The organism is Pinirhizobacter soli (assembly GCF_015905305.1).
Lineage (GTDB): Bacteria > Pseudomonadota > Gammaproteobacteria > Xanthomonadales > Rhodanobacteraceae > Pinirhizobacter > Pinirhizobacter soli.
The window spans coordinates 36,201-60,411 of sequence record NZ_JADZLQ010000004.1 but is presented as its reverse complement, the minus strand read 5'-3'; the positions used below and the strand labels follow the sequence as shown (position 1 = coordinate 60,411).

The following is a 24,211-nucleotide window of genomic DNA, read 5'->3' as shown; positions in this document are numbered from 1 at the left end:
GCGATCAGATGGTGCCGGCCAGTTTGAAGATGGGCAGGTAGAGCGAAATCACCATGCCGCCGACCAGTACGCCGAGGATCACCATGATCATGGGCTCGAGGAGGCTAGCCAGGGTGTCTACCGCGTTGCTCACTTCTTCTTCGTAGAACTCGGCGACCTTGAATAGCATGTTGTCGAGCGAGCCGGATTCTTCGCCGATGGCGGTCATCTGAACCACCATGGAGGGGAAGAGGCCCGTCTGATTCATTGCCATCTGAAGCTGATGGCCGACGGCGATGTCGTCGCGCATGAGTTTGACGGCTGCTCCGTAGACGACGCTACCGGTGGCGCCCGAGACAGCATCGAGTGCTTCGACCAGGGGTACGCCGGCGCGGAAGGTGACGCCCAGGGTGCGGGCGAAACGGGCGATGGCGGACTGGCGAAGGATGTTGCCGATGACGGGGATCTTCAGCGACATGCGATCCAACGCATGTGCGAATTTCACTGAGCGTTTCTTTGCTTGCACGAGAAAGACGACGCCACCGACGATGAAGGCTATGATTATCCACCAATAGCTCTGCATGAATTTCGATGCGGAAACGACGATCTGCGTCGGAGCTGGCAGTTCGGCGCCAGCGTTCTTGAAGGTGTCTTCGAATACGGGAACGACGAACAGCAAGAGGATCATCGATACAATCAATGCCACGCACAAGATCATGATTGGATAGAAGAGGGCCTTCTTGATTTTTGACTTAATGCTCTCCGTGCGCTCCTTATACGTTGCCACCGTATCAAGCACCGTATCGAGCACACCGGCAGATTCGCCCGCCTGCACCAGGTTGCGATAAAGCTCATCGAACTGCACCGGATGAAGGGCCAGGGCTTCGTTAAGTGACGAGCCGCCCTCGATAGCCTGCTTCACGTCGATCAGGATGTTCTTCATCCTGGGGTTCTTCTGGCCGTTGGCGATAATGTCGAACGATTGCACCATCGGGATGCCGGCGGCCATCATGGTGGCGATCTGGCGGCTGAAGATGGCAACTTCGCGGGGCTTGACGGCCTTGCCGGCGGCGCCGAAGAGGGGCTTGGACTTCTCGCGCACCGTCTGCGGGTTCATGCCCTGGCGGCGGAGCTCGGCCTTGACCAGCGCCGCGTTCTTGGACTGCATTTCGCCCTTCATGCGCTTGCCGCGCTTGTCCAGGGCTGTCCAGTCGTACATGATCAGGGCGCCGACGCTGGCGCGCGCAGTGCCGATGGCCCGCGCATTCTTATTGATGGCAGTTACAGTAGCCATGGCCCAACTCCCCCTGGAAACATCATTGTTTCAACCCCTTCCCCTCGTGGGAGGGCAAGCTGGGCCATTGTACGTAAGTTTACGGCGCCAAGTGTAAGCCAGCGCACACTTTTTAGGTCGGCTGGCGGCCGTCAATCTTTAGTCACGCGGTCGATCTCGGCCAGACTGGTCATGCCGTCCTTGACCTTCTTCAGGGCCGAAGCGCGCAGGTCGTTGATGCCGGTGCGTTTGGCCACTTCGGCGATCTGCATGGCGTTGCCGCCGTTGAGCACGATGGCCTGGATCTCCTCGGTCATCGGCATCACCTGATAGATGCCTACGCGCCCCTTGTAGCCATCGTTGCAGCGGTCACAGCCCACGGGCTCGTAGATTTCCAGGCCGGCGTCGATATCCGCCTGGGTGAAGCCAGCGTCCAGCAGTGTTTTCGGGGGCAGGGCCTGGGGCTTCTTGCAATCGTGCAGGCGCCGCGCCAGGCGCTGGGCGATGATCAGGGTGACCGATGAGGTGATGTTGTAGGGCGCGATGCCCATGTTCATCAGTCGGGCGATGGTCTGCGGGGCATCATTGGTGTGCAGGGTGGAAAGCACCATGTGGCCCGTCTGCGCCGCCTTGATGGCAATCTCGGCGGTTTCCAGGTCGCGGATTTCGCCGACCATGATCACGTCCGGATCCTGTCGCAGGAACGAGCGAAGGGCCACGGCGAAGGTCATGCCGCGCTTGACGTTCTGCTGTACCTGGTTGATGCCCTCGACGCGGATTTCGACCGGGTCTTCCGCGGTGGAGATGTTGCGGCCGTCGATATTGAGGATGTTCAGTGCGGTGTACAGCGATACCGTTTTACCGGAGCCCGTGGGGCCGGTGACCAGCACCATGCCGTAAGGCTTTTCGATAGCGTCGAGGTAAAGCTTCTTCTGGTCTTCCTCGTAGCCCAGCTTGTCGATGCCCAGCTTCGCGGAGGACCCATCCAGCACGCGCAGCACGATCTTCTCGCCGAACAGGGTGGGTAGGGTGCTGACGCGGAAATCGATCGCCCGGGTCTTGGACAGGTTCAGCTTGATACGGCCGTCCTGTGGCACACGGCGCTCGGCGATGTCCAGGCCGCTCATCACCTTCAGGCGCGAGGCGATGCGGTTGCCCAGCTTCACCGGAGGGGCGGCCACTGGACGCAGGATGCCGTCCATACGCAGGCGCACGCGATAGTTGGCTTCGTAAGGCTCGAAATGGATGTCCGACGCGCCACGCTTGATGGCATCCACCAGGATCTTGTTGACGAACTTCACCACCGGACCGTCGTCGGTAGCCGTGGCGTCGACACCGGTCATTTCCTCGTCGCCCTCGCCACCTTCCAGGGCAAGTTCGTCCAGGCCCGCATCGTCGAAGGCGGGGACGGTGGCGTTCAGGGCGTTCAGGGCGCTTTCGATCACCCGGCGCAGCTGGCCGCGTTCCACCAGTACCGGCTCCACCATGTGGTTGGAGTGGAACTTGATTTCGTCCAGGGCGTGGGACTGCATCGGGTCGGCGATGCCCACGAACAGCCGCTTGCCCCGCTTGAACAGGGGCAGGGCCTGGTGTTTGGTGATCAGGGCTTCGGTGACCAGGCCCAGCGGCAGGTTGGCCGGGGCCACCGCCGAAACGTCCATCAAGGGCATGCCGAACTCCGCCGACGCGACCTGGGTAAGCTTCAGGCTGTCAACGAGGTTGCGGTCGATCAGCCAGGACGAGAGCGCAACCTTTTGCTGGGCTGACTCCATCACGGCCTGGCGGACATCGGCCTCGGGCACGACGCCCTCGGAAACAAGCCGACGTGCCATGCCGGTGAGCCCGACAAGGTTCGACTGCTGTAGCATTTGCGACGCCATAAAATCCCTGTCCTGCCCCCAGTTACGTTAAGAATCTACAGCAGAACATGACTTTGGGCCACGTCCCTAGGCAGGCCATCCCGCCCTCTGCCGGATTATTGACGCTTTCCGGCCATGCAGATGGGATGCAAGTCGCGTACCGAGGGCGTGAATTGGGCCTGGGGGGCACGTTATGATCCGGTTTCACAGAGGGGAGCACGCCTTGAGTCGCCTTAGCATCATCCTGCCCGCCAAGAATGAGGCTGCGGCCCTGGTCGACGTGCTGCCCAAGCTTCGGGCGGCGCAGCCGGACGCTGAAATCATCGTGGTGGACGATGGGTCCACCGACGACACCCGTGCTGTATGCGCGGCAGCAGGCGTGACCTGCCTGAGTTCGCCTTATTCCATGGGTAATGGTGCGGCCATCAAGCGCGGCGCGCGGGCGGCGAAAGGCGAGATCCTGGTGTTCATGGATGGCGACGGGCAGCACGATCCGGCCGATATTGGTCGCTTGTTGGCGCGCCTGGACACCGGGTTCGACATGGTCGTGGGCGCCCGCGACTGGGACAGCCAGGCAGGCGTGGGTCGTGGCGCGGCCAACACCTTCTACAACTGGCTGGCCACGCGGATTACCGGCCATGAGGTCAAGGATCTGACGTCCGGCTACAGGGTCGTGCGGGCAGACAAGTTCCGCGAATTCATCCATCTGCTGCCCAACGGGTTCTCCTACCCCACCACCAGCACGATGGCCTTCTTTCGCAGTGCCTACGGCGTGGCATACGACCCGATCAAGGCACACAAGCGCGTAGGCCAAAGCCATATCAAACCGATTCGCGACGGGCTGCGTTTCCTGCTGATCATCTTCAAGATCGCCACGCTCTATTCTCCGTTGAAGCTATTTGTGCCGGCCAGCTTTCTGTTCTTCGTGCTTGGTTGCGCGAATTACGCCTGGACATTCCTGCACGAGGGACGTTTGACCAATATGAGCACGCTGATGTGGAGTGCGGCGGTGATCGTGTTCCTGATCGGCTTGGTCTCCGAACAGATCACGGCCCTGACATATCGCCGAGACGCCTGATGGCGCCGACGGGCGACCAAAGGGTACTTAGCCGGGCACTCGTTTCGGTCTGCGTAGTCACCTTCAACCACGAACGGTATATCCAGGACTGCCTGCGCAGCGTGCTAGCCCAGCTTGGTGATGCGGAGTTGGAGATCCTCGTCGGTGACGATGGATCCACGGATGCCACGCGGCCGATGCTGGCCGCATTGGCGGCGGAGTTTCCCCAGATCAACGTGTTTAATCGCGACCGCAACCTTGGGCCAATCGGTAACCTCCTGGATCTTCTGCAACGCTCCACGGGCCAATACATCTGCCATCTCGATGGCGACGATCTCTGGCTGCCTGGGAAGCTGCGCGAACAATTGCGCTTGATGGAGGATCCAGCCGTGTCGGCGGTGTACACCAACGCCATCGTGTACGACGACCAGCGTGAACCTGTCGGGATATTCACCAATGCAAACGCCGGCGCCTACGACAGGGCCGCCTTGCTTGAGCGCGGGAATTTCCTTAATCACAGCTCCCTGCTTTATCGCGCCCGCGATAGGCCGAGCGTCCTTGCCATGCCTGCCCCTTTCATCGATTTCCGCATCCACTTGATGCTGGCGAGCAAGGGGGAACTTCGTTATACGAGCAAAGTGCTTGTCGGATACAGGCAGGGAGCGGTTGGTTCAATGCTTGCCACGGCCAACGCCGCGGTTCGCGAGCAATATTGGCAGGCCGTCGTCGCCAACGTGGTCGCGGACGACCCGGTGCGTCTTCGCGTTGCCGCAGCTTCCGACTTCCTCAGGCGTGTTGTCTTTCGCGCGATTCGCACGCGCACGTTTGGTTTGGCGAAGCAGTGGTGGGCGACCGTGCGGCGCGACCTGCGCGTTCCCGGCGCGATGCTCCTGGCGTCAGTGGTTGCTGGGTGTATAGCCGAGGCGTGGCGCCAAGGTTACCAATGGACATCCATGCGAATGCGCCGCCGCGGCACCCGCATCCTCTATTTTCGCTGACGGGAAATGTCGTTGGATCCAGCCAAGCTCTTCCTTGCAGCCATCTACCGATGGCCCGTGTTGGCCCGCCGCCACTGCGTGGTGTGCGATCGTAACGTCGGTGGCTTCTTGCCTTATCGCGGTGGCAGCAAGGGTTTGCCGCCGGCCATGGCAGCGTTGGGCATCGTCGGTAGCGATGTCGACCATTTCGAGTGCCCTCGCTGTGGTGCCCACGATCGCCTGCGACACCTGTTCCTATACCTGGATCGAGCCGGCGTGTTCGACCGGATGCGCGGGGCGAGGATCCTTCACGGCGCTCCCGAAATCGCGCTAGCCACGCGGATCGAGGCGCAGGCGCCGTCGCGCTACGTGCAGTGCGATCTATTCCCGTCGCGGCCCGGGATCGAGCGCGTGGATCTCACTGCCATGCCGTTCGACGATGCTTCGTTCGACGTGGTGATTGCCAACCATATGCTTGAGCACGTAGGCGATCTTCCCGCAGCACTTCGGGAAATCGGTCGCGTGCTAGCACCGGGTGGCATGGGTATCCTGCAGACCCCATACGTGCCCATGCTTGAGGCAACCATCGACGATGCCGGGGTGCAGTCGGATCGGGCGCGGCTCCAGCTCTATGGTCAGGAAGACCACGTACGCCTGTTCGGTCGCGACATCTTCCATACATTCGCACGGCATTCGGGGCTGGTGAGCAAAGTCGCCACGCATGACGAACTTCTGCCGGATATTGATGCGTACCGCTACGCCGTCAACCGGCATGAGCCACTCTTTCTGTTTGAAAAATCCGCCTGATTTTCAGCGAACCTCGGGAATACCGTAAGAGCGAAACAGTATCCATTTGCGAGGGACCCAGGTAAACGCCGAGTAGTATCCGCGAAGAGGTGACGTTCCGCGCGCGCGCGCAGCCCTTCGTTCATCCATGGCAAGCTTTCGCATTCGCCATGACGAGGTGATCGCATGGAGGTAAATGTCCTTCATGACGCGCCCATCGCGCTTGGTCAAGGTGAGTGCCATGCCTTCGAGCAACAACAACAGCATATGCACGAAAAGAAGGGGCAAGACCACCCAGCCAGGCGAGAATATCGCCATCAGCATGGTCTTGTTGCGCTCGCTTAGCTTGCGCCGCCTGAAACTCGTCGACAGCCGACCGTCGGTGGCCTTGTTGCCGCCGAAACTGTGGCCTTGCCGGTGTCGGTATCCGCTCGACGGGGAGGCGAGGACTTTCCTTCCCATCCGTCGCGCAGCGCAGCAGATGTACATGTCCTCGGCGATCGATTCAATCCATGTAGGGAAGCCACCCAGTTCGTTCCAGAGGGAGGCTTCGATGCAAAGGCAGGCGCCGATGGTCATGGCTACATCGGTCCGTGAAGCATAGACATTCGGCACGGGGTTGTAGAAAGTATCAAGCAGGCAGCCCCGGTCGACGAGCTCACCGCTCGTCCAGTCGTACTGGGGGAGCGTCAGGACGTTCCCTGGATGCGCCTGTGCCTGCGCCCATAGCGTTGCCAATGCGTCGGGGTAAAGAGCGGCGTCGTTATTCAGCAGAAGCAGGAATTTGCCGCTTGCAGCATGGGCCATGCGGTTGTTGGACACGCAGAATCCGACATTGGTATCGCTGGCGATGACTTTGACGCCCGGAAATCGCGCAAGGACCTCTAGCGATGCATCCGTGGAATGATCGTCGTGCACGATAATTTCCACGCGGGCATCAATGGTTTGCGCCAGGACCGATTTGAGGCAGTCGGCAAGGATGTCTTCGCCATTGAAATTGGCGATGCAAACTGAAAAAAGGGGAGGCGTCTCGTCCAAGGTTGCCTCAGGATTGGGCTGCCCAGGCATCTGCCAGGCCCCGGTCGAGAGTCACCTGCGGCTGCCAGGCAAATGTACGGCGCGCACGCGCATTGTCCAGGACAATTCTTTCGACATCCACGGGTCGGCTTGCGCGAAAAATGCGCGGAACTGCTTTGCCGCACGCCGCTTCGACGTGGGTCAACAGTGCATTGAGGCTCGTCGGTTCCCCGCTAGAGGCATTGTAGGTTTCTACGCCAGCAGCAAGTGGGGTATCGACACACTTTATGCAAAGCGAAACGAAATCTTCGACATGGAGATAGTCTCGAACCGCGGAGCCATCGCCCCAGACGGTCAGTGGCTCGCCCGATATGGCTGCGTGAAACGCCGTAGGTATGATGCCAAAACCTGGCCGGAACGGCTGTCCCCTCCCAAATACGTTCGAAGGCCGGAGGATGATGGCCTGGCCTGCCGATTGATGGGCCCAGGCTGAAACAAACGATTCGCAAGCAGCTTTGCCGGCACTGTAGTAAGACTTTGGGGCAAGCACGCTGCTCTCGACCGCCATGGCGGCATCCACGTCGCCATAGATGGCGCCACCCGTCGATATGAAAACAAGCTTGCGCGGAGGCAGCCGGTGTAAGCCTCCCAACAGGGCGAACAGTGGCGCAAGGTTCTCGTCGAGCTCCGCCATGGGTCGTCCCGCGGTGGATCCGGGTGTGCTGGTACAGGCAAGCCAGACGATTCCCTCGCATTCACGAGCTAGTTCCTCGAACGTTTCGCTCGATGGCTCCCGCACGATGACGTGGTGCACATCCGGGATAGGAATACCTTCCTGTCTGGTCACGGCAATGACGCGACGCCCGGCGGCGACCAGCGCCTTGCAAAGACGCCTGCCGATAAAACCGCCAGCTCCCACCACCAGGACTGCCTTAGCCACGTTTGCCTTGCTCCAGGACGCTTCGGTATTGGCGGACGTACCGTTCAGCGCAATCATCCCACGTCCCCATCTCGTGTTCGATCCTTGACTTGGCGGCCTGGCCCACGGCGCGGTTGCGCGCGCTGTCCTCGAGTGCTGTAAGTCCTTCGGCAAGGGCGTCGCGGTCGGGGGCGATCCAGCCGGTCAACCCATGGGCAATGAGATCAGTGTGGGCGGCGATGGGTGTGGCGATGATTGGTAGCCCGGCGGCCATGGCCTCAAGCATGACTTGAGGACGCCCCTCTGCGTGCTGGCTGAGCGTAATCAAGCCATGGGACTGCGGAAACCATTTGGTGCGAATTTCGTCTGCCCCCGCGGGACCATGATAATTCACCCATGACGGTACCTGAATTGATTCCTGCATCGGGCCAATCAGGTCGAGGACACGACTTCCGTCCTTGAAATACGGTTCCGCCCAGTCGAAGAGCGATCCAAGCTTACCTAGGGTGAGCCGGGTTACCGCCAGCCAACGTGATGGTGTTTGCAGAGTTCGTTCAACGTCGAACCAGCGAGGATCGATGCCGAACGGCACCGCTTGCACACGCGCAACATCGCCGAAGGCCTCATTCAATACTGGCACCATCCAGTCGGCGTTGGGACACAGTACGGTCGGACGCGCGCCGAAGGTACGCCTTAGCGCGCTGCGCATACCTGGCATCTTCATCAGACGCAGATCGTTGCCGAGCACCGTCACCAGCGCTGGGCGGGAGTCATTGGGTAGCGGCAATGCACATTGCAGCCAATTCACGTGATAGACATCGCAAGTGGACTGCCGGTAGCACCGGGCCAGCCCGCGAATGATGCGGGTAGCTGCAGCCACGCCGCGAACCGGATGTTGGCGCAGAAGGTGTGCAACGCCACCCGCCGCCATGAGATTCGCGAGGTCCCGGGATTCACGTTCCGTGGTGGCATGGACGACTGATGCCGGCATCGGGCCAGGCGGTGCCCAGACTGACAAGGCTACATCGTCACGCCGTGCCAGCGCCGTCACCATGTGGCGCATGAACACTCCACGCCAGTCGAGTTTGTCGGCCGGATAGGACGTGCTGGTCAAGAGGATGTCGAGTGAGGTATGCGTCATGCGAGTGTTGGATTTGGGAGCTGGTGGTTGGCCTGTTTCAACGAATGTCGCCACGCTGTGGCCTTGCCAGCCGCAGGAGATCGACCAGGGCCGGATGGGACGTTCGCCAGGCGAGTAGCAGATAGGCGGCTGCACCGACGAGGCAGCCCGCCAGCAGCGCGACTAGTGACCGTTGCATGCTGAGGTAAACGACGTACGCAAGCGACACGGCAACGAGTGTACCAAGCACGATACCGGCCATGTCCCGCAATTGTGACGAGGCTCCGTATCCAAGGAGCTTGCCTGAGTAATGCATGTTGATGCCCATGGCGAAGAGACTCGCGGCCACCGTAGACCACGCGATTGCCCCGATGCCGAAGGGGCAGGCGGCCAACAGGAGAGCTACGGCCAGCGACTTCTTGATGACTTCGTTGCGCAGCACCAGGCGGGGATGGCCAAGCGCATTCAGTAGCGAGACATTCAGTACATGCGAAGGCCATGGCAATGCACCGAGGGCAAGGATGGCAAGGATAGGACCGGTGGCCTGCCACCGTGGACCGAACACCAATTCGACCACGGGCGTGGCGAACAAGGCCAACATGGCGACCAGGGGCACGAAGACGAACATGCTCATGGAAAGCGACCCCCTGACTGCGCGATGCAACAGGGTCGGGTCGTGCCGAAGCGATGAAAAAAGGGGGAGGCCCAAACGGTTCAATAGAGCGGCGGCGAGCGAAGTAGGAACCTGCTGGGTATTCTGCGCCATCGTGTAGAACCCGAGCTCACGCGCTGCAAAGAAACGGCCGACAAGCAAGGCCTGCAGACGTGTATAGCCCGTATCGATCAACCCGGCCAGGAGCATGAATCCGCCGAACGACCAGATCGACCATAGGGCGCGCGGCCGGAACCGGCCATGTGGCCGCCATTCCGTAATCACCAGCAGCAACACCGCGCGAGCACCGATGGATACCACTGCCTGCCAAGCCAGGCTCCATGCGCCATAGCCCCGCCACGCCAATACGAGCGCGACAGTACTCGCCGTCATGGCACTTCCGAATTCGATCTTGGCCCTGACGTTGAAACGCATCCGTTGCGTCAGCAGGGCATCGGGAACCACGGCCAGCCCGTTCAATGGGAATATCAGCGCCATGAAACGGCAAAGACCGGCGAGTTCAGGCTGATTGAAAAAACTGGCAATCAAGCCGGCGCATGCGAACAGCATCAATCCTGCAATCAGCGACACCAATACGTTCACCACAAAGACGGTCGTTTCTTCGTCGGCCGTCGTCGACTGCTTCTGTACAAGCGCGGCACCACTACCCGAATCGATGAAGATCGCCCCGATGGCGGTGAATATCAGCACCATCGCCAGCAGACCGAAGGCATCGGGAGAAAGCAAGCGCGCCAGAACGGCGGTCACGGCAAACTGGATCACATAACGTGTGCCGATCTCCACGATGCTCCATCGGGCCGCGCGGAAAGCAGTCGCGCCGGCCTGCGAATCGGGCGGAGTCATGCAGGCCGCAGAACGCGTGCTGGGACGCCGGCCACCGTGGTGCCGGCTTCCACGTCGCACGTGACGCACGCGCCAGCACCGATCACCGCGCCATCGCCTATCACCAGCGATCGAGTAGGTGTGCCGGGCAGGATCGACGCGCCGACGCCTACGAAAACCCCTTCGCCTAGGTGCACTCTCCCGGCTATGTGCACGCCCGGCGAAAGTGTGCTGAAGGAGCCGATGCGTACGTCGTGCGATACGGTGCAGCCGACGTTGATGTGAACGTGTGATCCCAGATCGATATCGACGGTGAGCACGCTTCCAGCGGCGATTACGCTGCCAGGCCCCATCGTGACAGAGGAGGCTACCGCCACCGCGGGATCGGCAAGTGTCACTTCGCGCATGCCGACGGACAGGCATTTCGCTACGGCAGTCCGTCGTGCCGACGGATCACCCAGTGCGGCGACGAATGACATGCCCTCGGGCACTATCGACGCGATGGTGGCCACCGGTATGCCAGCCGCGAATTGTCCTTGCCCATGCCCTTCGTCGACCAGGAACACCAGTTGGTCGGCTCGATAGCCGCAACGCAAGGCCAGGTTCGCGAGTTCACGCCCATGTCCACCCGCGCCGAAAATCGCGAGCTTCGTCGTTTGGCCTACAAAGGTGGCGGGATGGTCGGTCATACGGATCGTGTATCCCAGGGGTTTAGAGGGACTTCCTTGCACCCAGTTCGAGGATGTCGCAGATGGCGTCAATATCGTCCGGTGTCAGTGTCGGGCCGGAAGGCAGCACGAGGTTGCGTGCGGCGACCGCGTCGGTGTTCGGAAGGCTCACGTCTATTTCGTCGCGGTAAGGAAGCATGCGGTGACATCCTGGCCAGAAATACTTTCGCGCTAGTACATTTTCGGCGGAAAGCACTTCGACAAGGCGATCGCGCGATGTTGCCGACGCGTCACTGACGGATGCCACGATGTAGTGGTAGTTGTTTTCCTCAGCCGGGTCGTACAGGACGAGGTCCAAGCCCGGGATGCCATCGAAGCGTGACGCGTAATGCTGGTAACAGCGCTCGTTGGCGGCAATGAATTCATCCAGCGATTCGAGATTCGTCAGGCCCATGGCCGCGCTCGCCTCGATCATTTTTCCGTTGGTGCCGGGATGAACTACGTTGTCGAATCCGGCGAAACCAAAGTTGCGCATCAGTCTCATTTTTGCAGCGAGCTGATCGTCATTGGTGACCACCGCTCCGCCTTCCATGGTGTTGAATACCTTGGTGGCATGAAAACTCAGGACTTCGCATTGTCCGAAGCCACCAATCCTTCTGCCCCGATAAGAGGTGCGGAACGCATGCGCGGAGTCGAACATCAGGGCCAGGCCGTGCTGATCAGCCAGGAGCTGGAGCTCATCGATGGGTGCCGGGCGCCCCCAAAGATGCACGCCTATGATGCCGCTCGTCCTTGGGGTGATAAGGGGCTCGACTGTGGCAGCGGTGAGGTTGTGTGTGTCTGGGTCAATGTCCGCAAACACAGGCGAGATGCCTTGCCATGCAAGTGCGTGCGCGGTTGCGATGAATGTCCAGGAAGGTACGATCACCTCGCCTCTCAACCCGAGCGCCCGGATGGCAATCTCCAGGGCGATTGTCCCGTTGCACATGGCCACGCAGTGCTTCACGTCCAGGTCTTTGGCAATCCTCGCCTCCAACTCCTGAACCAGAGGGCCGTTGTTGGTCAGCCAGCGATTTTCGAACACCTGCTGCATGTATGTGGCGAACCTGGCCGGGTCGCCGACATTTGGCCGGCCCACATGCAATGGTTGCGCAAACGCGGGCGCGCCACCATCAATGGCCAGTTTCGTCCTGGGCGTCGTGCTTGCTTTTATCTGGCTGCTATTCATCGTCGGGCGGCTGCTGTTTCGGGTCATGGATATGATCGATGGCATGGGCAAGTGTAGCCACATCCTGATCGAGCCTGCCGCCATAGTTTAGATGCCTTAGCGCTGCGAGCTGCCGGGTGGCTTCCGGGGTATCGCCCAAGCTGACGGCCCAGCGTCCCAGCGTTACGCGGTAGGCCGGCTCGGCGGGTGCGGCATCCACGGCCAACCTGGCATACCTATAGGCCGTCGCCACATCGGAAGTGGACATCCAGATGTAGTCGGCATAGGTAGCCAACAGGCGCGCACTAGGCTGGGGGTGTGCGAGAGCCGAGGCAAACGCCCGTGTCATGGGTTCCTCGGGAAGATCGCAGCGATCGTCCGACTCGCACTGAACCAGTGCAATCAGTGAACTTTCATCCTGGATGGTTGGCCTGTGCGCTGCCAGTTTGCCAATCATGCTGTCCCACCAGGATTGCTGCAGAGGCAATTTCATCCGCGAGTTAAAGAAAACAAGTGCCTGTTCCGGAAGTATCGATGACCCCGGCAACTTGGCCGCACGTTCGAGCGGTGGATAAACCAGTGGCGCGAATGGAGATGAAGGCTCGTACTTTGAGGCAATGATATAGGTCCGCCCCAGCTCGTACTGGGCCCGCGGAGATTCGGGCGCTCGCAGCGCCAGTTCCTCCGCAAGGCCTATGGGCGAACCCCAGGCGGAAGCCGTGAGCCAGGTCGTGGCCGCCCAAATAAGTATAAGAGCCGCCAGTCCCGTGCGCCTGGCAACGACGAAGTGTTCGTTTTGTCTGGAAAGGGCGCACAAGCCAGGCACGACCACCAACATGGCGCCGATGCTCGAGAAATAGTTCCGGTGCTCGTAGATCAGCTCAAGCGGGATGATGGTTGCCGTAAGGACGTGTCCGGCAAGGTACCAAAGCACGCCTAATCCGATCAGGGGATGTCGTTTGCGTAGCAACAACCCCATAACGAGCATCGCTGCCAGAAGAACGATCGATGCAGCCGTTGTCCAGGGGGTGAAGATGCCCTTCGAAATGATGAAATCATCGTGGTAGAACGAGAGATCGTTCGACCGTGGGATAAAGATCCATTGCACATAATCCAGAACGATGCGTGCTTCGCTAAGCAGGCGTTCCGGCAGATTGAAATCGCGTACGGCCCACGTGGCGGGTTTGATTATGTTGGGTACAACGATGGCCACCCCGACAAGCATGGGCAGCACCAATACCAGGGCAAACAACGTAAGGATCCGCCTGTCGCGTGGCGCACTGGTGCTTGGCGTGCTGGCGGTCCGAAAGTCAAACAACACCCATTCGGCCAAAAGTGCATAAAGCGGGAGTAGTGCCGCTGTCTCTTTGGCGAGAATGCCAATGGCGGTAGGGATGGTCAGCGCAAAGATCGCCAGGAAGATCCATCGGCGGGGCGCGGATGGTGATTTGGCGTTATCTCCAGCCGCGTCGCGCATGTGCAATCGAGCGGAAACATAGAGGTTGAGGCCAAGCAGAACAAATATGTTCGCGAGGCTTTCCATGCGTTGTACCGTGTACAGCACGGCTGTCAGATTGATCGGTAGAACGAGCCAAGCGGTCGCCAGGAACGCGGCAATCAACGACACATGGTTGACGGTCAATTTTGCAGGGCTCGCCTGGTCCGATGCGCGGAGCATGCCTTCCGCATAAATTAGCCGTCTGCCAAGCAGAAACAAAAGAATGCCATTGACCAGGTGCAGAATGACGTTCGTGAACTTCATCCAGAAAGGGTCGAGCCCCGTTAGCAGGAAATTCGTAGCGAAGCTCAATGAAGCCAATGGCCGCTTGAAGTCACTCGAGGGCGATGACAGGGCCGCATTGACGAGGGTCCCTACCGTGGCAGTCGCTGGCTGCACGCCTTTATTGTCAACAATGTTCGGAAAGTCGTCGAATACGAAGCTGCCGTACAACCCTTTCCAATAAATGAATATTGTCAAGGCCGCCGCCAACAAAACGACGGCCCATGCATAGCGATCGCGCTTCAATGCGTGGATCATCGAATTCCCCCGTGTGTATCCTCAAGGTTGACATCATCTTGAAGATTCTTGCGAAGCCGGCGATATTCCTTGCCCCAATAGCCTTGGCGAGCTAGTACCCACTGGTGAATGTGCGGCATGCCTGGCGCGATCGCCAGTGACTCTTTCTTCAAAGCACTAAAATGATCAAGATGGCTTAGCCCTTCACGCGGGAATCCGGCCTCGCCGAGCATCGCTGACTGTTGCATCGCTATCTCAATACGGGGTTGCTCATCAAGCGCCATGTTGAAGTAATCCATGGCTGTTGCTGAATCCCGACGCTGCAAAGCCACGTCGCCGCGGATGTGTTCGATGTCCTGGCGACGGCCATTGCTAAACCGGGAATTGTGCAAACCTCGTTCGATCAGATGCTCGAGAGCATCAAGATCGAAACCCTTGCAGCTGCCAGCTCGCGCAGTGTCGATGGCGCGGTCGGACCAACTTACCAGTAAAGCGCCCGGGTCTCGCGATGTCTCCATCGCGCGTCCTGCAGCCTCCAAGGTAACTGGATCGACGCTCCCTTCCAGGCAGTGAGCCGCCAACAGGTTGAGTGCAACCTGGATCTGCGTTGGGTCGCGTTCAAGCATGGGTGTGAGTCTGGCAATGGCTGAAGCAGGGTGGTCGGCCGCCATTTCCAGGGTCGCGGCGTTAGTTTGCGCACGCGGGGAGTCGGGGTTCATACGCGCCCAGATAAGGGCCTGTTCGGTTGTATTGCCCCAGATCGAGGCATTGGCCCATGTCATGGAGGCCAGCCCCAGCAATAGCGCCGCTGACAGCAGGCCGTATGAGAAATCGGTGGTACGCGATCGAGGTGCGCCGATAAGCTCGAACCGGCGCCCAACGCCGGTGACCGCCAATGCCAGAGGCCAGAACAGCAACAGCGCCGGCAGGTAGTTGCGATGCTCGTAGTAGAGCTCCAATGCGATCGTAGAGGACTCAACCAAGTGGGCGCACAGGAAGAACGCAATGGCGAGCGAGGCGGCGGGCCATCGCCGACGTAATCCAAAGACGGCGAATACCAAGACGAGAAGGCCAAGGATGGCGATCCAGGTCGTCGAGGGGTCCGCGAGAGACTTCGATGCCATGAACTGCTCGTTGAATACGCCCGACGTGAATGGTCGGGGGATCCACAGCAAACGAAGATAGTCGAACAGGATGCGTGGCTCTGTGAGCAAGCGCTCGCCGAGCGTCCAGGGTCGCAATGTGCCTATGCCTCGTACCATTCCGACCCAGCCTTGCCATGCAAGGTAGCCAAGGATGGCGACGGCCGGGATCCATGCGCTAACGACCATCATCCGGCGATAGGGGGCTGGTCGCCCTTGTCGTAGCTCTCGACTTGGCGATAGCACTATGCACTCCACGAGCAGCGCATAAATGGGTAGTAGCGCTCCGTTTGCCTTGCTGAGAACACCCAGGGCGGTAAAACCCAGTAGTCCCGTCGCCACGAGGAGGCCGCCCGCCAGCGTACTTCCTTGCGCCATGCGTGCACGGCCCGAGAGCCAAAGATTCAGGCCGCAAAGCGCACACGTTGCCGGAAGCATGGCCTCGCGCTGCACGATATACAGAGTGGTGGACACAAACAGTGGATGCAGGACCCACAAGGCTGATGCCAGCGCCGCAGCCAACTCGAGCCGTCGACTTTGTCCGGGATCACGCAATGCATTGCCAGCCCCGAGGTGCCCGAGCCGACGCAGCAAGACAAATAACAAAGCGGCATTCGCCAGGTGAAGCAACAGGTTCGTGCGTTTGAAAGGATACGCATCCGCGGGCCAGTCCCGCGCATCGACAAGGAAACTCAGCAGGGCCAGCGGACGGCCGGTCGGGTCGGCTTCACCTGACGTAACGTAGCGAAAGAACGTAGCCCAGTTGTCGACTGGGCCCGTAGCGCCTATGGCAGGCAAGTTCGCGTAGTCGTCGAACAGAAAGCCGCCATGCAAGCCCGGCATGTACGCAAACCAGGCCAGGGCAAGCACGATGGCGAACAGCAAGAGCGTCAGGGATGGTAGGCGGACGTCCCTGCGCATGTGTCGATGGTCGCCTGGCTGGTTGGGAAGAGCCACATTCGTGGCTTCCCAATATTACCGCGATAAGGCAAAAATTAACGGCAGGACGAGGGAATGTAGTTGGTCTTGAGCGTCGCGGACTTGCAGCGCCACGCGATGCTACCGGCATTGGTGATCGGAGAAAGAACCAGGTTGCTGGCGGTGGGGATCTTGGTGCTGGCCTTGGGACCACCGTAGGCAGCCGTGATCAGACCGGTCGAGGCGCCGATGGTGATCGAGCTTACGTACTGACCCTTGATGCTGAGGGCGGCTGCAAGACCTGCCGAGCCGTTGTTGAGCGGGAAACGACCGGTGTTCTGGTAGAACTCGGCGACGGCCGTCTTGGCGCCATCGGCGAGAACAGGACCTTCCGAAACCTGCGAACGGATGGTGTAATCCTGGTACGCCGGGATAGCAATGGCGGCCAGAATGGCAATGATGGCAACCACGATCATCAGTTCGATGAGCGTGAAACCCTTCTGTACGGTCTTCATGGAAGTAATCCTTGTTGTGCGAGCAAAAATTGCTTGGGTGTAGGTCTCCTTATTCGCTATCAGCTTCCCTGCTTAAACAAAGAGCCGCACGAGGCGGCTCCTTGCAATCCGCAATTTGCCAGAAAATTAACGGCAGGACGACGGGATGTAGTTGGTCTTGAGCGTCGCGGACTTGCAGGTCCACGCGATGCTGCCGGCATTAGTGATCGGCGAAAGGACCAGGGTGCTGGCGGTGGGGATCTTGGTGCTGGCCTTGGGACCGCCGTAGGCAGCCGTGATCAGGCCGGTCGAGGCCCCGATGGTGATCGAGCTTACGTACTGACCCTTGATGCTGAGGGCGGCGGCGAGACCTGCCGAGCCGTTGTTGAGCGGGAAACGACCGGTGTTCTGGTAGAACTCGGCAACAGCCGTCTTGGCGCCATCGGCGAGAACGGGACCTTCCGAAACCTGCGAACGGATGGTGTAATCCTGGTACGCCGGGATAGCGATGGCGGCCAGGATGGCGATGATGGCAACCACGATCATCAGTTCGATGAGCGTGAAACCCTTCTGTACGGTCTTCATGGATGTTCCTTCCTAACGGTGGTTAGCTAACCAAAAGTGTGATGCCCCCTGAGCCCCAGCCTCGGATCCTCCTAGGCAGATCCGAAACCTCCCCCTTCCACTTAATCGTTGGCAGGAAACGACCAGGAAGCTCGCGGAGTCACTAAGCATCTTGCATGCCACGTGACTCGGCGGGCGGTGCCCCCATCATTGCGGGGCAATGCGATTGTCGGGGTTTGTTCTAGGCAGAGCAACCACAACAGCATTGAACTGGCTCACAAAAATCCCGGTTAGAGCATCGACGCTAGGCGTCACATAGTGACCTTAAGCGTCAGTAAAAGAGTTGCTATCGGCAGCTGGAAGGCAGGTAGTTGCTCTTCATCAAAGTTGCTTTACAGGTCCACTGAATGCTTCCGGTGTAGCTCACGGGCGACAGCAGCAACGTGGCAGCGCTAAGCGCTGGATTGGCTTTGGGGGTTGTGAAAGCAACTTGAATCAAGCCGCTAGTGACAGTAACTGAACTGGCATATTGTCCCCTGATCGACGTCGCCGATACGAGACCAGCAGAAGTATTGGATGGGGGCAGCCGGCCCTTGTCGGCGAAGAAATCCCAAACGGCTGTCTTTGCCCCTGTGGAAAGCGTAATGCCCTCGGCTACCTGGGCGCGGATCGTATAGTCCTGGTATGCAGGGATGGCGATGGCGGCGAGGATGGCAATAATGGCCACCACGATCATCAACTCGATAAGCGTGAAGCCCCTTGTGTTCTTCATGGCCGCTAGATTTTCCCCTGGATATTCCAAACTCCAGCACAAATCATACCGGTACCCTTGCCTACCTGACGCTCAAACGAGACTCGGGTCACAAATTTGTCGGGACTTGGCGACCTCGCCCTAAACAGGTCTAGGCGCGGCTGATCGCGGTGGCGGCCATCAGCAATTCAAATGGACGCTAGCGGGCGCCGTGCATCCAGCGCCTGATCACCGGCCCCACCACTAACGCCACCACCGCAGCCCCCAACCCCACCCAAACCATCTTGTCGAACAACTGCCCATACTTCGCACTAGCCACCGCGAAGTCGATCTTCCCATCCAGCGGAATATCCAGCGCTGCCCATTTCCCAAAGATCGAAGCCACCTGCTCGGACAGCGACGTCCCCAGCCACCAGGCACCCATCATCAGCCCCACCACCTGCGGCACGGACAGCTCTGCCACCGCCGCCAGGCCGATCGGCGCCAGCGCCACTTCGCCCACCTCGATCAGGAAGTACGCAAGCACGATCCACCACACGCTACCGAGCGACGTGGCGGTCACCGTGGCATTGCCCATGGCCAGCGGCAGGAAGGCCAGGCCTGCGAAGGCCAGGCCGATGGCGCTCTTGTTCGCCTTGCTGGGGTTCCAGCCCCGGCGTTCCAGCGCCGGCCAAAGCCAGGCAAATAGCGGCGAAATCAGCACGATAAAGAACGCGCCCAAATAGGTAAGCGAGCTCGCCGTCTGCGGCAGCACCACGCAGTCGCGCAGGATCAACAAGGTGCCCGCCAGGGTAAGGCCACCCAGCAGCAACTTGGCCATCCGCGTGGACTTCATGGCCAGCGCTGCGCCCACCGCGAAGGGGCTAAGGATCAACGGGATGGTCGACCACGGCACCGGGTGACCCTCGCGGATCACCATCGAGGGGAATAAATCCTTGCCCAGCATACGATCGTTGAACAGCACCCACGAGCCATAGGTCTGCTCATACAGCGAGAAGAACAGCAGGCACACCGCCACGAAAAACACGCAGGCCAGCATGCGGTGGCGCTGCACCTTGTCGCAGCGCATGGTCACGTACCACGCCAGCCACCCCAGCCAGCCGGCCATCGTCGCCAGCTGCAGCCAAAGAACGGCATTGCCCAGCTGCATCAGGCCCCAAAGCACCGGCAAGGCCAGGGCGGCACCCAGATAGATCGCCCATTCGGTATTGAGCGGCCCCAACACCCGGCGCTTCAGCCGCTCCATGCTGGGCGGCTCGGCATGCCCCTGCAGATGCCGCTGTCCGGTAACGAATACCGCCAACCCGGCAAGCATGCCGATCCCTGCGGCGCCGAAGCCGTAGCTCCAGCCATAGGTATCGCCCAGGTAGCCGCAGATGATCGCCGAGAACAGCGCGCCCACGTTGATGCCGGCATAGAACAAGGTAAAGCCCGAATCCAGCCGGGGGTCGTTCTCGGGGTAGAGCTTGCCTACCACGGTGGAAATATTGGGTTTCAGGAACCCCACGCCGCTGATGATCAACGCCAGCGAAAGATAAAAAACACTAAGCGCGAAGAGGTCCCGGTGCACCACGCCATCGGCACCCATGGTGGCCTGATGGCCTTCCACCGCCATGCCCAGGTGGCCCAGGCATAGCAGCACGCCGCCCAGGATCACCGCCTTGCGCATTCCTAAGAACCGGTCGGCCAGGATGCCGCCCAGCACCGGCGTTGCGTAGACCAGGCCGCCATAGGCGCCGACCAGGGTCAGGCTTTCGGTGTCGGAAAAGCCATGGTGCTTGATCAGGTACAGCGCCAGCAGGGCCTTCATGCCATAGAACGAAAACCGCTCCCACATCTCGGTAAAGAAGCAGACGTACAGGCCCTTGGGGTGGCCGAACAGGTCTTCGCCCGGATCGTGGGCCTGGGCATCTTCAAGGGTCATGCGTTGGAGCCTGGCACGTGGGATCGGCCGGGAGTATGCCGGGAATGACGGGTTGATGGGGGACAACCCTTGCGCCACGCCCGCGCGCCGCTTACCGTCACGGGCTGGAACGACACGCCCACGGAGTGCCCATGAAACCCTTGTTCGCCGCGCTTGCCCTGGCGCTTGCCGCGGGCCCCGCCCTGGCCGCCGACGGCCCGCATCCGTTCTCGGTCCGCGACCTGGTGATGATGGACCGGGTAGGGGATCCCCAGCTTTCCCCGGATGGGCGCTTCGCCATCTTCAGCCTGCGCACTACCGACTACGCGGCCAACAAGGGCAATACGGCGATCTACTTGCTGGACTTGGACAAGGGCGGCACGCCGGTGAAGTTGTCCGACAAGGGCAACACCCCGCGCTGGGCACCGGATGGTTCGGCCGTGTACTACCTGGCCAATGCCGGCGATACCTCGCAGCTCTTCCGCCAGGGCGTTGACACCAAGGGCAAAGCGCTTGCCGCCTCCGGTTCGGCCACCCAGGTCACCTCCACGGTGCTGGATATCGACAGCTACAAGCTGTCGCCCGACGGCAGCCACGTGCTGCTGTCGATGGAAGTGTTCACCGACTGCGCCGACCTTTCCTGCACCAAGGAAAAACTCGACGGCCGTGCCAAGGACAAAGCTTCCGGCACCGTTTATAACAAGCTATTCGTGCGCCACTGGGACACCTGGGAAGACGGCCGCCGCTCGCAACTGTTCATCGCCCCCACCACCGGTGCCACGGCGGAGCCCACGCTGCTCACCCGCGGTATCGACGGCGACGTCCCGGGCAAGCCCGATGGCAGCGACGATGAGTTCTCGTTCTCGCCCGATGGCCGCTCGGTGTTCTTCGACGTGCGCATCGCCGGCACCAGCGAGCCATGGTCCACCAACTTCGACATCTACCAGGTACCAGCCGACGGCTCCGCCGCACCGAAAAACCTGACCCAGGAAAACCAGGCGTGGGATGCCAACCCGCTGGTGTCCCGCGACGGCAAAACCCTTTACTACACGGCTATGAAGGAGCCCGGCTACGAGGTCGACCGCTTCGGCATCATGGCCCTGGACCTCGCCAGCGGCACCCGCCACGAAGTGGCGCCAGGCTGGGATCGCTCAGCGGGCAGCCTGCAGATCAGCGACGACGGCAAGACGCTCTACACCACCACCGACGACAACGGCCAGCACCCGCTGTTCGCCATCGACGTGGCCACGGGCAAGGTGACCAAGCTCACCGACAAGGGCACCATCGGCGGATTCGCACTGGGCGCGAAGCGCATCCTGCTGCAGCGTGACGATCTTAAAGTGCCGGCCGACCTTTACACCGCCGACACCCGCGGCAAGGGCTTGAAACAGGTAACCCATTACAACGCCGCGCGCATCAAGAACGCCAAGACCGGCGACGCTGAGTTCTTCACCTTCAAGGGCTGGAACAATGAGACGGTGCAGGGCTACGTGGTCAAGCCCGTGGGCTACAAGAAGGGCCAGAAATACCCGGTGGCCTTCATCATCCATGGCGGCCCGCAGGGCGCGATGAACGATGGCTGGAGCTATCGCTGGAACCCGCAGACCTATGCCGGCCAGGGCTTCGCCGTGGTCACCATCAACTTCCACGGCTCCACCGGCTATGGCCAGGCCTTCACCGAAAGCATCTCCGGTGACTGGGGTGGCAAGCCGCTGGACGACCTGAAAGCAGGCTGGTCGGCGGCGCTTTCGAAGTACAACTTCCTGGACGGCGACCGCGCCTGCGCCCTGGGCGCCAGCTACGGTGGCTACATGGTGTACTGGATGGCCGGCAACTGGAACCAGCCGTTCAAGTGCTTTGTCGACCACGACGGCGTGTTCGACGCCCGCGCCATGTATTACGAGACCGAGGAATTGTGGTTCGAGGAAAAGGAAAACAGCGGCGAGCAGTTCGAGCACCCGGAGAACTACGAGAAGTTCAATCCGGTCAACCACGTGAAGGATTGGCGCGTGCCGATGCTGATCGTCCACTCGGCAAAGGACTTCCGCATTCCCGATACACAGGGCCTGGGCGCGTTCAATGCACTACAGCGACGTGGCATTCCCAGCCAGCTGCTGCACTTCCCGGATGAGAACCACTGGGTGCTGAAGCCGCAGAACAGCGTGCAGTGGCATGAGACGGTGAATGCGTGGCTGAAACAGTGGACGGCTCCGACGACGGAGCATTGATTCAGCCCATCGTGCAGGGTCAGGGCAGCGTCAATGCCCTGGCCTTGCTCAGATATCTTTCTGCTTCATCAGCGTTGCCTTCGCGCAGCAACACGCTGCCCATCACGGCATAAGGTTGGGGATCGGTCGGGTCCCCCTCGATGGTCATAGTCAGCATCGCCTTGCCGTCCGCGATCTGGCCCGTGGCCAATAGCCAGCGAGCGCGACCGAACAGGTACGAATGCAGCATCCGAGGGTCGTAACGCAGCTGCCGCGAAGCCTGCACCTTGTCCAGCGCGGTACTGGCGAGGGCCAGATCACCCTGGTCCAGGGCGAAGTTGGCCACATTCACCACGCATTTGTCGCAGGGTACGGGGTCACTCATGATTCGGTCGGCAAGATGGCGCGCATCGCTGGTACGACCGGCGGCATCGTAGGCATTGAACAGCATCGCCTTCGCCTCTTCAGCATGGGGATTTACTGCCAGGGCCCACTCCCAAAGACGCAGGTTGGACGACCACAGGGGGATCACCGTGATCAGGGCGAGGATCGACGTGGCAAGCCACGCCAGACACGCCACTGCAGGGACGACGGAAACAACGCGGTTGGATGTGGCAAATGGCCAACGGCTGAAGGCGGTAGGCACAAAAACCGCCAGTGCGGCGATGGCCAGCATCGCGTAGCGCTCGTGATAGGTGCTGCCGTCGAAATTGATGCTGCCCAGGTGCAGCGCGGGCGCGATCGCCACGCTAAAAGCCAGTACCGAGATGGCCGCGGGCGAACGGCGTCGCACAGCCAAGATGATCGCACCGATGACTATGGAGATGGCGGCTACATCAATCAGGCCGCTAAGCGCGGTGAGGTGTTCCGGCGGGTAGGGCAGGGCCGGATGCAACGGATTGAGGCCCGAAGGCACGATCGCCAACGCCCAATAACGCAGGTATAGAAAGCAGGCTTGCTGCAGGTTGGTCAGTACGTCCACATGCACTTGGGCTAGAGGATTGATCCGCCCCAGCGCCCATTGCCGCAGGCCCAGGTAAATCAAGCCAGCTATGGCGCAAGCCATGTATATCCCTCCGCGCTCACGCACGAACGACATCATCCGGCGCGCGAAGCCGTTACTTGCGGCGTCGCGGGCCAAGAGCATGTCCTGGCACAGCAGGAGCAGCGGGAAACACACCGCAGACTCCTTTGACAGCGCCGACAAGAAGAATAGGGCGCCGACGACGATCGCACGGAACAGCTGCGACTTGATCGAGAGATTCGCCAGCAGGGCTAGCAATATGAATAGGGTGAGCGCCAGTTCGAACTGGCAGCCCACCCAGACTACGGCTTCAACCAACGCCGGGTGAAGGCCGAAGAACAGCATCGGTAGTGCTGGCACTAGCCAACGTTCAAGTCCATCGTCTTGCCGCCCGCAAGCTGCTCGAAGACGAAGCGCGAGCAGCCCCACGATGAAGGTATTGAGCAAGTGCATCGCCAGCGACACCAGGTGCATGGGTCCGGGTGCGTCATCGAACAGGCGGATCTGCAGCGTAAAAAAAGCAATGATCAGTGGGCGGAAATAGTATGCCCAGTCGTTATAGCCGCGGAAAATGATCTGCTTCCACTGGTCACCCGTGCGTAGCCAGGGCATCTGCTGGAAGTTCAGAAGGTCGTCCCAGACAAATCCTGCGTGCCGGACGGGCAGATAAAGCAGCGCTATGGCGGCCAGTACGGCAAGCGTGATGATTCCGCGTGATCGTGACATGGCGCCGCGCTTATCCCCTAGTGGTGCCGGGCATTGTGGGTCACCGTCCGCTGAAGGGGAAGCGCGGCCCATTGGTCACGACAGTCGCGAACCTGAGAGAATCGCTGC

The 24,211-nt window shown here is 60.5% G+C and carries 19 protein-coding genes; 4 read left to right on the top strand and 15 right to left on the bottom strand.

Annotated features, from left to right (window positions below):
* Nucleotides 1–4: 4 nt before the first annotated feature.
* Nucleotides 5–1,273, bottom strand: a complete 1,269-nt coding sequence (locus NDK18_RS17035; protein WP_284692175.1) for a type II secretion system F family protein — start codon at nucleotides 1,271–1,273, stop codon at nucleotides 5–7.
* Between the two features lie 131 nt (nucleotides 1,274–1,404).
* On the bottom strand, nucleotides 1,405–3,132 hold the full coding sequence (gene pilB, locus NDK18_RS17030; protein ID WP_284692174.1) for a type IV-A pilus assembly ATPase PilB: 1,728 nt from the start codon (nucleotides 3,130–3,132) through the stop codon (nucleotides 1,405–1,407).
* A gap of 202 nt (nucleotides 3,133–3,334) precedes the next feature.
* Between pilB and NDK18_RS17025 the strand changes: the two genes are divergently transcribed.
* Genes NDK18_RS17025 through NDK18_RS17015 form a run of 3 tightly spaced genes read left to right on the top strand, consistent with a single transcriptional unit; the run spans nucleotide 3,335 to nucleotide 5,952 of the window.
* Nucleotides 3,335–4,189 carry a glycosyltransferase family 2 protein gene (locus NDK18_RS17025; protein ID WP_250628471.1) on the top strand — a complete coding sequence of 285 codons (855 nt, stop codon included), beginning with the start codon at nucleotides 3,335–3,337 and terminating at the stop codon, nucleotides 4,187–4,189.
* On the top strand, nucleotides 4,189–5,166 hold the full coding sequence (locus NDK18_RS17020) for a glycosyltransferase family 2 protein (protein ID WP_250628470.1): 978 nt from the start codon (nucleotides 4,189–4,191) through the stop codon (nucleotides 5,164–5,166). The genes NDK18_RS17025 and NDK18_RS17020 overlap by 1 nt, the downstream gene beginning before the upstream one ends.
* A gap of 12 nt (nucleotides 5,167–5,178) precedes the next feature.
* Nucleotides 5,179–5,952, top strand: coding sequence for a class I SAM-dependent methyltransferase (locus NDK18_RS17015; protein ID WP_250628469.1), 774 nt, complete (start codon nucleotides 5,179–5,181; stop codon nucleotides 5,950–5,952).
* Between the two features lie 3 nt (nucleotides 5,953–5,955).
* Here NDK18_RS17015 and NDK18_RS17010 read toward each other — a convergent pair whose 3' ends face one another.
* From NDK18_RS17010 to NDK18_RS16955, 12 genes are all read right to left on the bottom strand, one after another.
* Entirely contained in the window at nucleotides 5,956–6,969 is a 1,014-nt protein-coding gene (locus NDK18_RS17010) for a glycosyltransferase family 2 protein (protein ID WP_250628468.1), read from the bottom strand.
* 7 nt (nucleotides 6,970–6,976) lie between these two features.
* Nucleotides 6,977–7,945, bottom strand: a complete 969-nt coding sequence (locus NDK18_RS17005) for an NAD-dependent epimerase/dehydratase family protein (RefSeq protein ID WP_250628467.1) — start codon at nucleotides 7,943–7,945, stop codon at nucleotides 6,977–6,979.
* A complete protein-coding gene (locus NDK18_RS17000) occupies nucleotides 7,881–9,008 on the bottom strand; it encodes a glycosyltransferase family 4 protein (protein ID WP_250628466.1) in 1,128 nt (375 codons plus the stop codon). Before NDK18_RS17000 ends, NDK18_RS17005 begins: the two co-directional genes overlap by 65 nt.
* Nucleotides 9,009–9,045: 37 nt before the next feature.
* Nucleotides 9,046–10,443: a lipopolysaccharide biosynthesis protein gene (locus tag NDK18_RS16995; RefSeq protein ID WP_250628465.1), complete on the bottom strand. Its 1,398-nt coding sequence runs from the start codon at nucleotides 10,441–10,443 to the stop codon at nucleotides 9,046–9,048.
* Nucleotides 10,444–10,499: 56 nt separating this feature from the next.
* On the bottom strand, nucleotides 10,500–11,171 hold the full coding sequence (locus tag NDK18_RS16990; RefSeq protein WP_250628464.1) for an acetyltransferase: 672 nt from the start codon (nucleotides 11,169–11,171) through the stop codon (nucleotides 10,500–10,502).
* A gap of 22 nt (nucleotides 11,172–11,193) precedes the next feature.
* Nucleotides 11,194–12,405, bottom strand: a complete 1,212-nt coding sequence (locus tag NDK18_RS16985) for a DegT/DnrJ/EryC1/StrS family aminotransferase (RefSeq protein ID WP_250628463.1) — start codon at nucleotides 12,403–12,405, stop codon at nucleotides 11,194–11,196.
* Complete coding sequence (locus tag NDK18_RS16980; RefSeq protein WP_250628462.1) at nucleotides 12,371–14,395, bottom strand: hypothetical protein; 2,025 nt, start codon at nucleotides 14,393–14,395, stop codon at nucleotides 12,371–12,373. Before NDK18_RS16980 ends, NDK18_RS16985 begins: the two co-directional genes overlap by 35 nt.
* The gene (locus NDK18_RS16975; protein WP_250628461.1) at nucleotides 14,392–16,437 is read right to left on the bottom strand and encodes a tetratricopeptide repeat protein; all 2,046 of its coding nucleotides are present in this window, start codon (nucleotides 16,435–16,437) and stop codon (nucleotides 14,392–14,394) included. The genes NDK18_RS16980 and NDK18_RS16975 overlap by 4 nt, the downstream gene beginning before the upstream one ends.
* A gap of 74 nt (nucleotides 16,438–16,511) precedes the next feature.
* Nucleotides 16,512–16,949 carry a pilin gene (locus NDK18_RS16970; RefSeq protein WP_250628460.1) on the bottom strand — a complete coding sequence of 146 codons (438 nt, stop codon included), beginning with the start codon at nucleotides 16,947–16,949 and terminating at the stop codon, nucleotides 16,512–16,514.
* A 126-nt stretch (nucleotides 16,950–17,075) separates the two neighbouring features.
* Entirely contained in the window at nucleotides 17,076–17,513 is a 438-nt protein-coding gene (locus NDK18_RS16965) for a pilin (protein ID WP_250628459.1), read from the bottom strand.
* Between the two features lie 325 nt (nucleotides 17,514–17,838).
* Nucleotides 17,839–18,264, bottom strand: coding sequence for a pilin (locus NDK18_RS16960; RefSeq protein ID WP_250628458.1), 426 nt, complete (start codon nucleotides 18,262–18,264; stop codon nucleotides 17,839–17,841).
* 178 nt (nucleotides 18,265–18,442) lie between these two features.
* On the bottom strand, nucleotides 18,443–20,167 hold the full coding sequence (locus NDK18_RS16955) for a peptide MFS transporter (protein ID WP_250628457.1): 1,725 nt from the start codon (nucleotides 20,165–20,167) through the stop codon (nucleotides 18,443–18,445).
* 131 nt (nucleotides 20,168–20,298) lie between these two features.
* Here NDK18_RS16955 and NDK18_RS16950 point away from each other — a divergent pair, with 131 nt between their 5' ends.
* Complete coding sequence (locus NDK18_RS16950) at nucleotides 20,299–22,374, top strand: dipeptidyl-peptidase 5 (protein WP_250628456.1); 2,076 nt, start codon at nucleotides 20,299–20,301, stop codon at nucleotides 22,372–22,374.
* Nucleotides 22,375–22,393: 19 nt separating this feature from the next.
* Here the strand turns inward: NDK18_RS16950 and NDK18_RS16945 are convergent, their stop codons facing one another.
* Nucleotides 22,394–24,175 carry a tetratricopeptide repeat protein gene (locus NDK18_RS16945; RefSeq protein ID WP_250628455.1) on the bottom strand — a complete coding sequence of 594 codons (1,782 nt, stop codon included), beginning with the start codon at nucleotides 24,173–24,175 and terminating at the stop codon, nucleotides 22,394–22,396.
* Nucleotides 24,176–24,211: the final 36 nt, after the last annotated feature.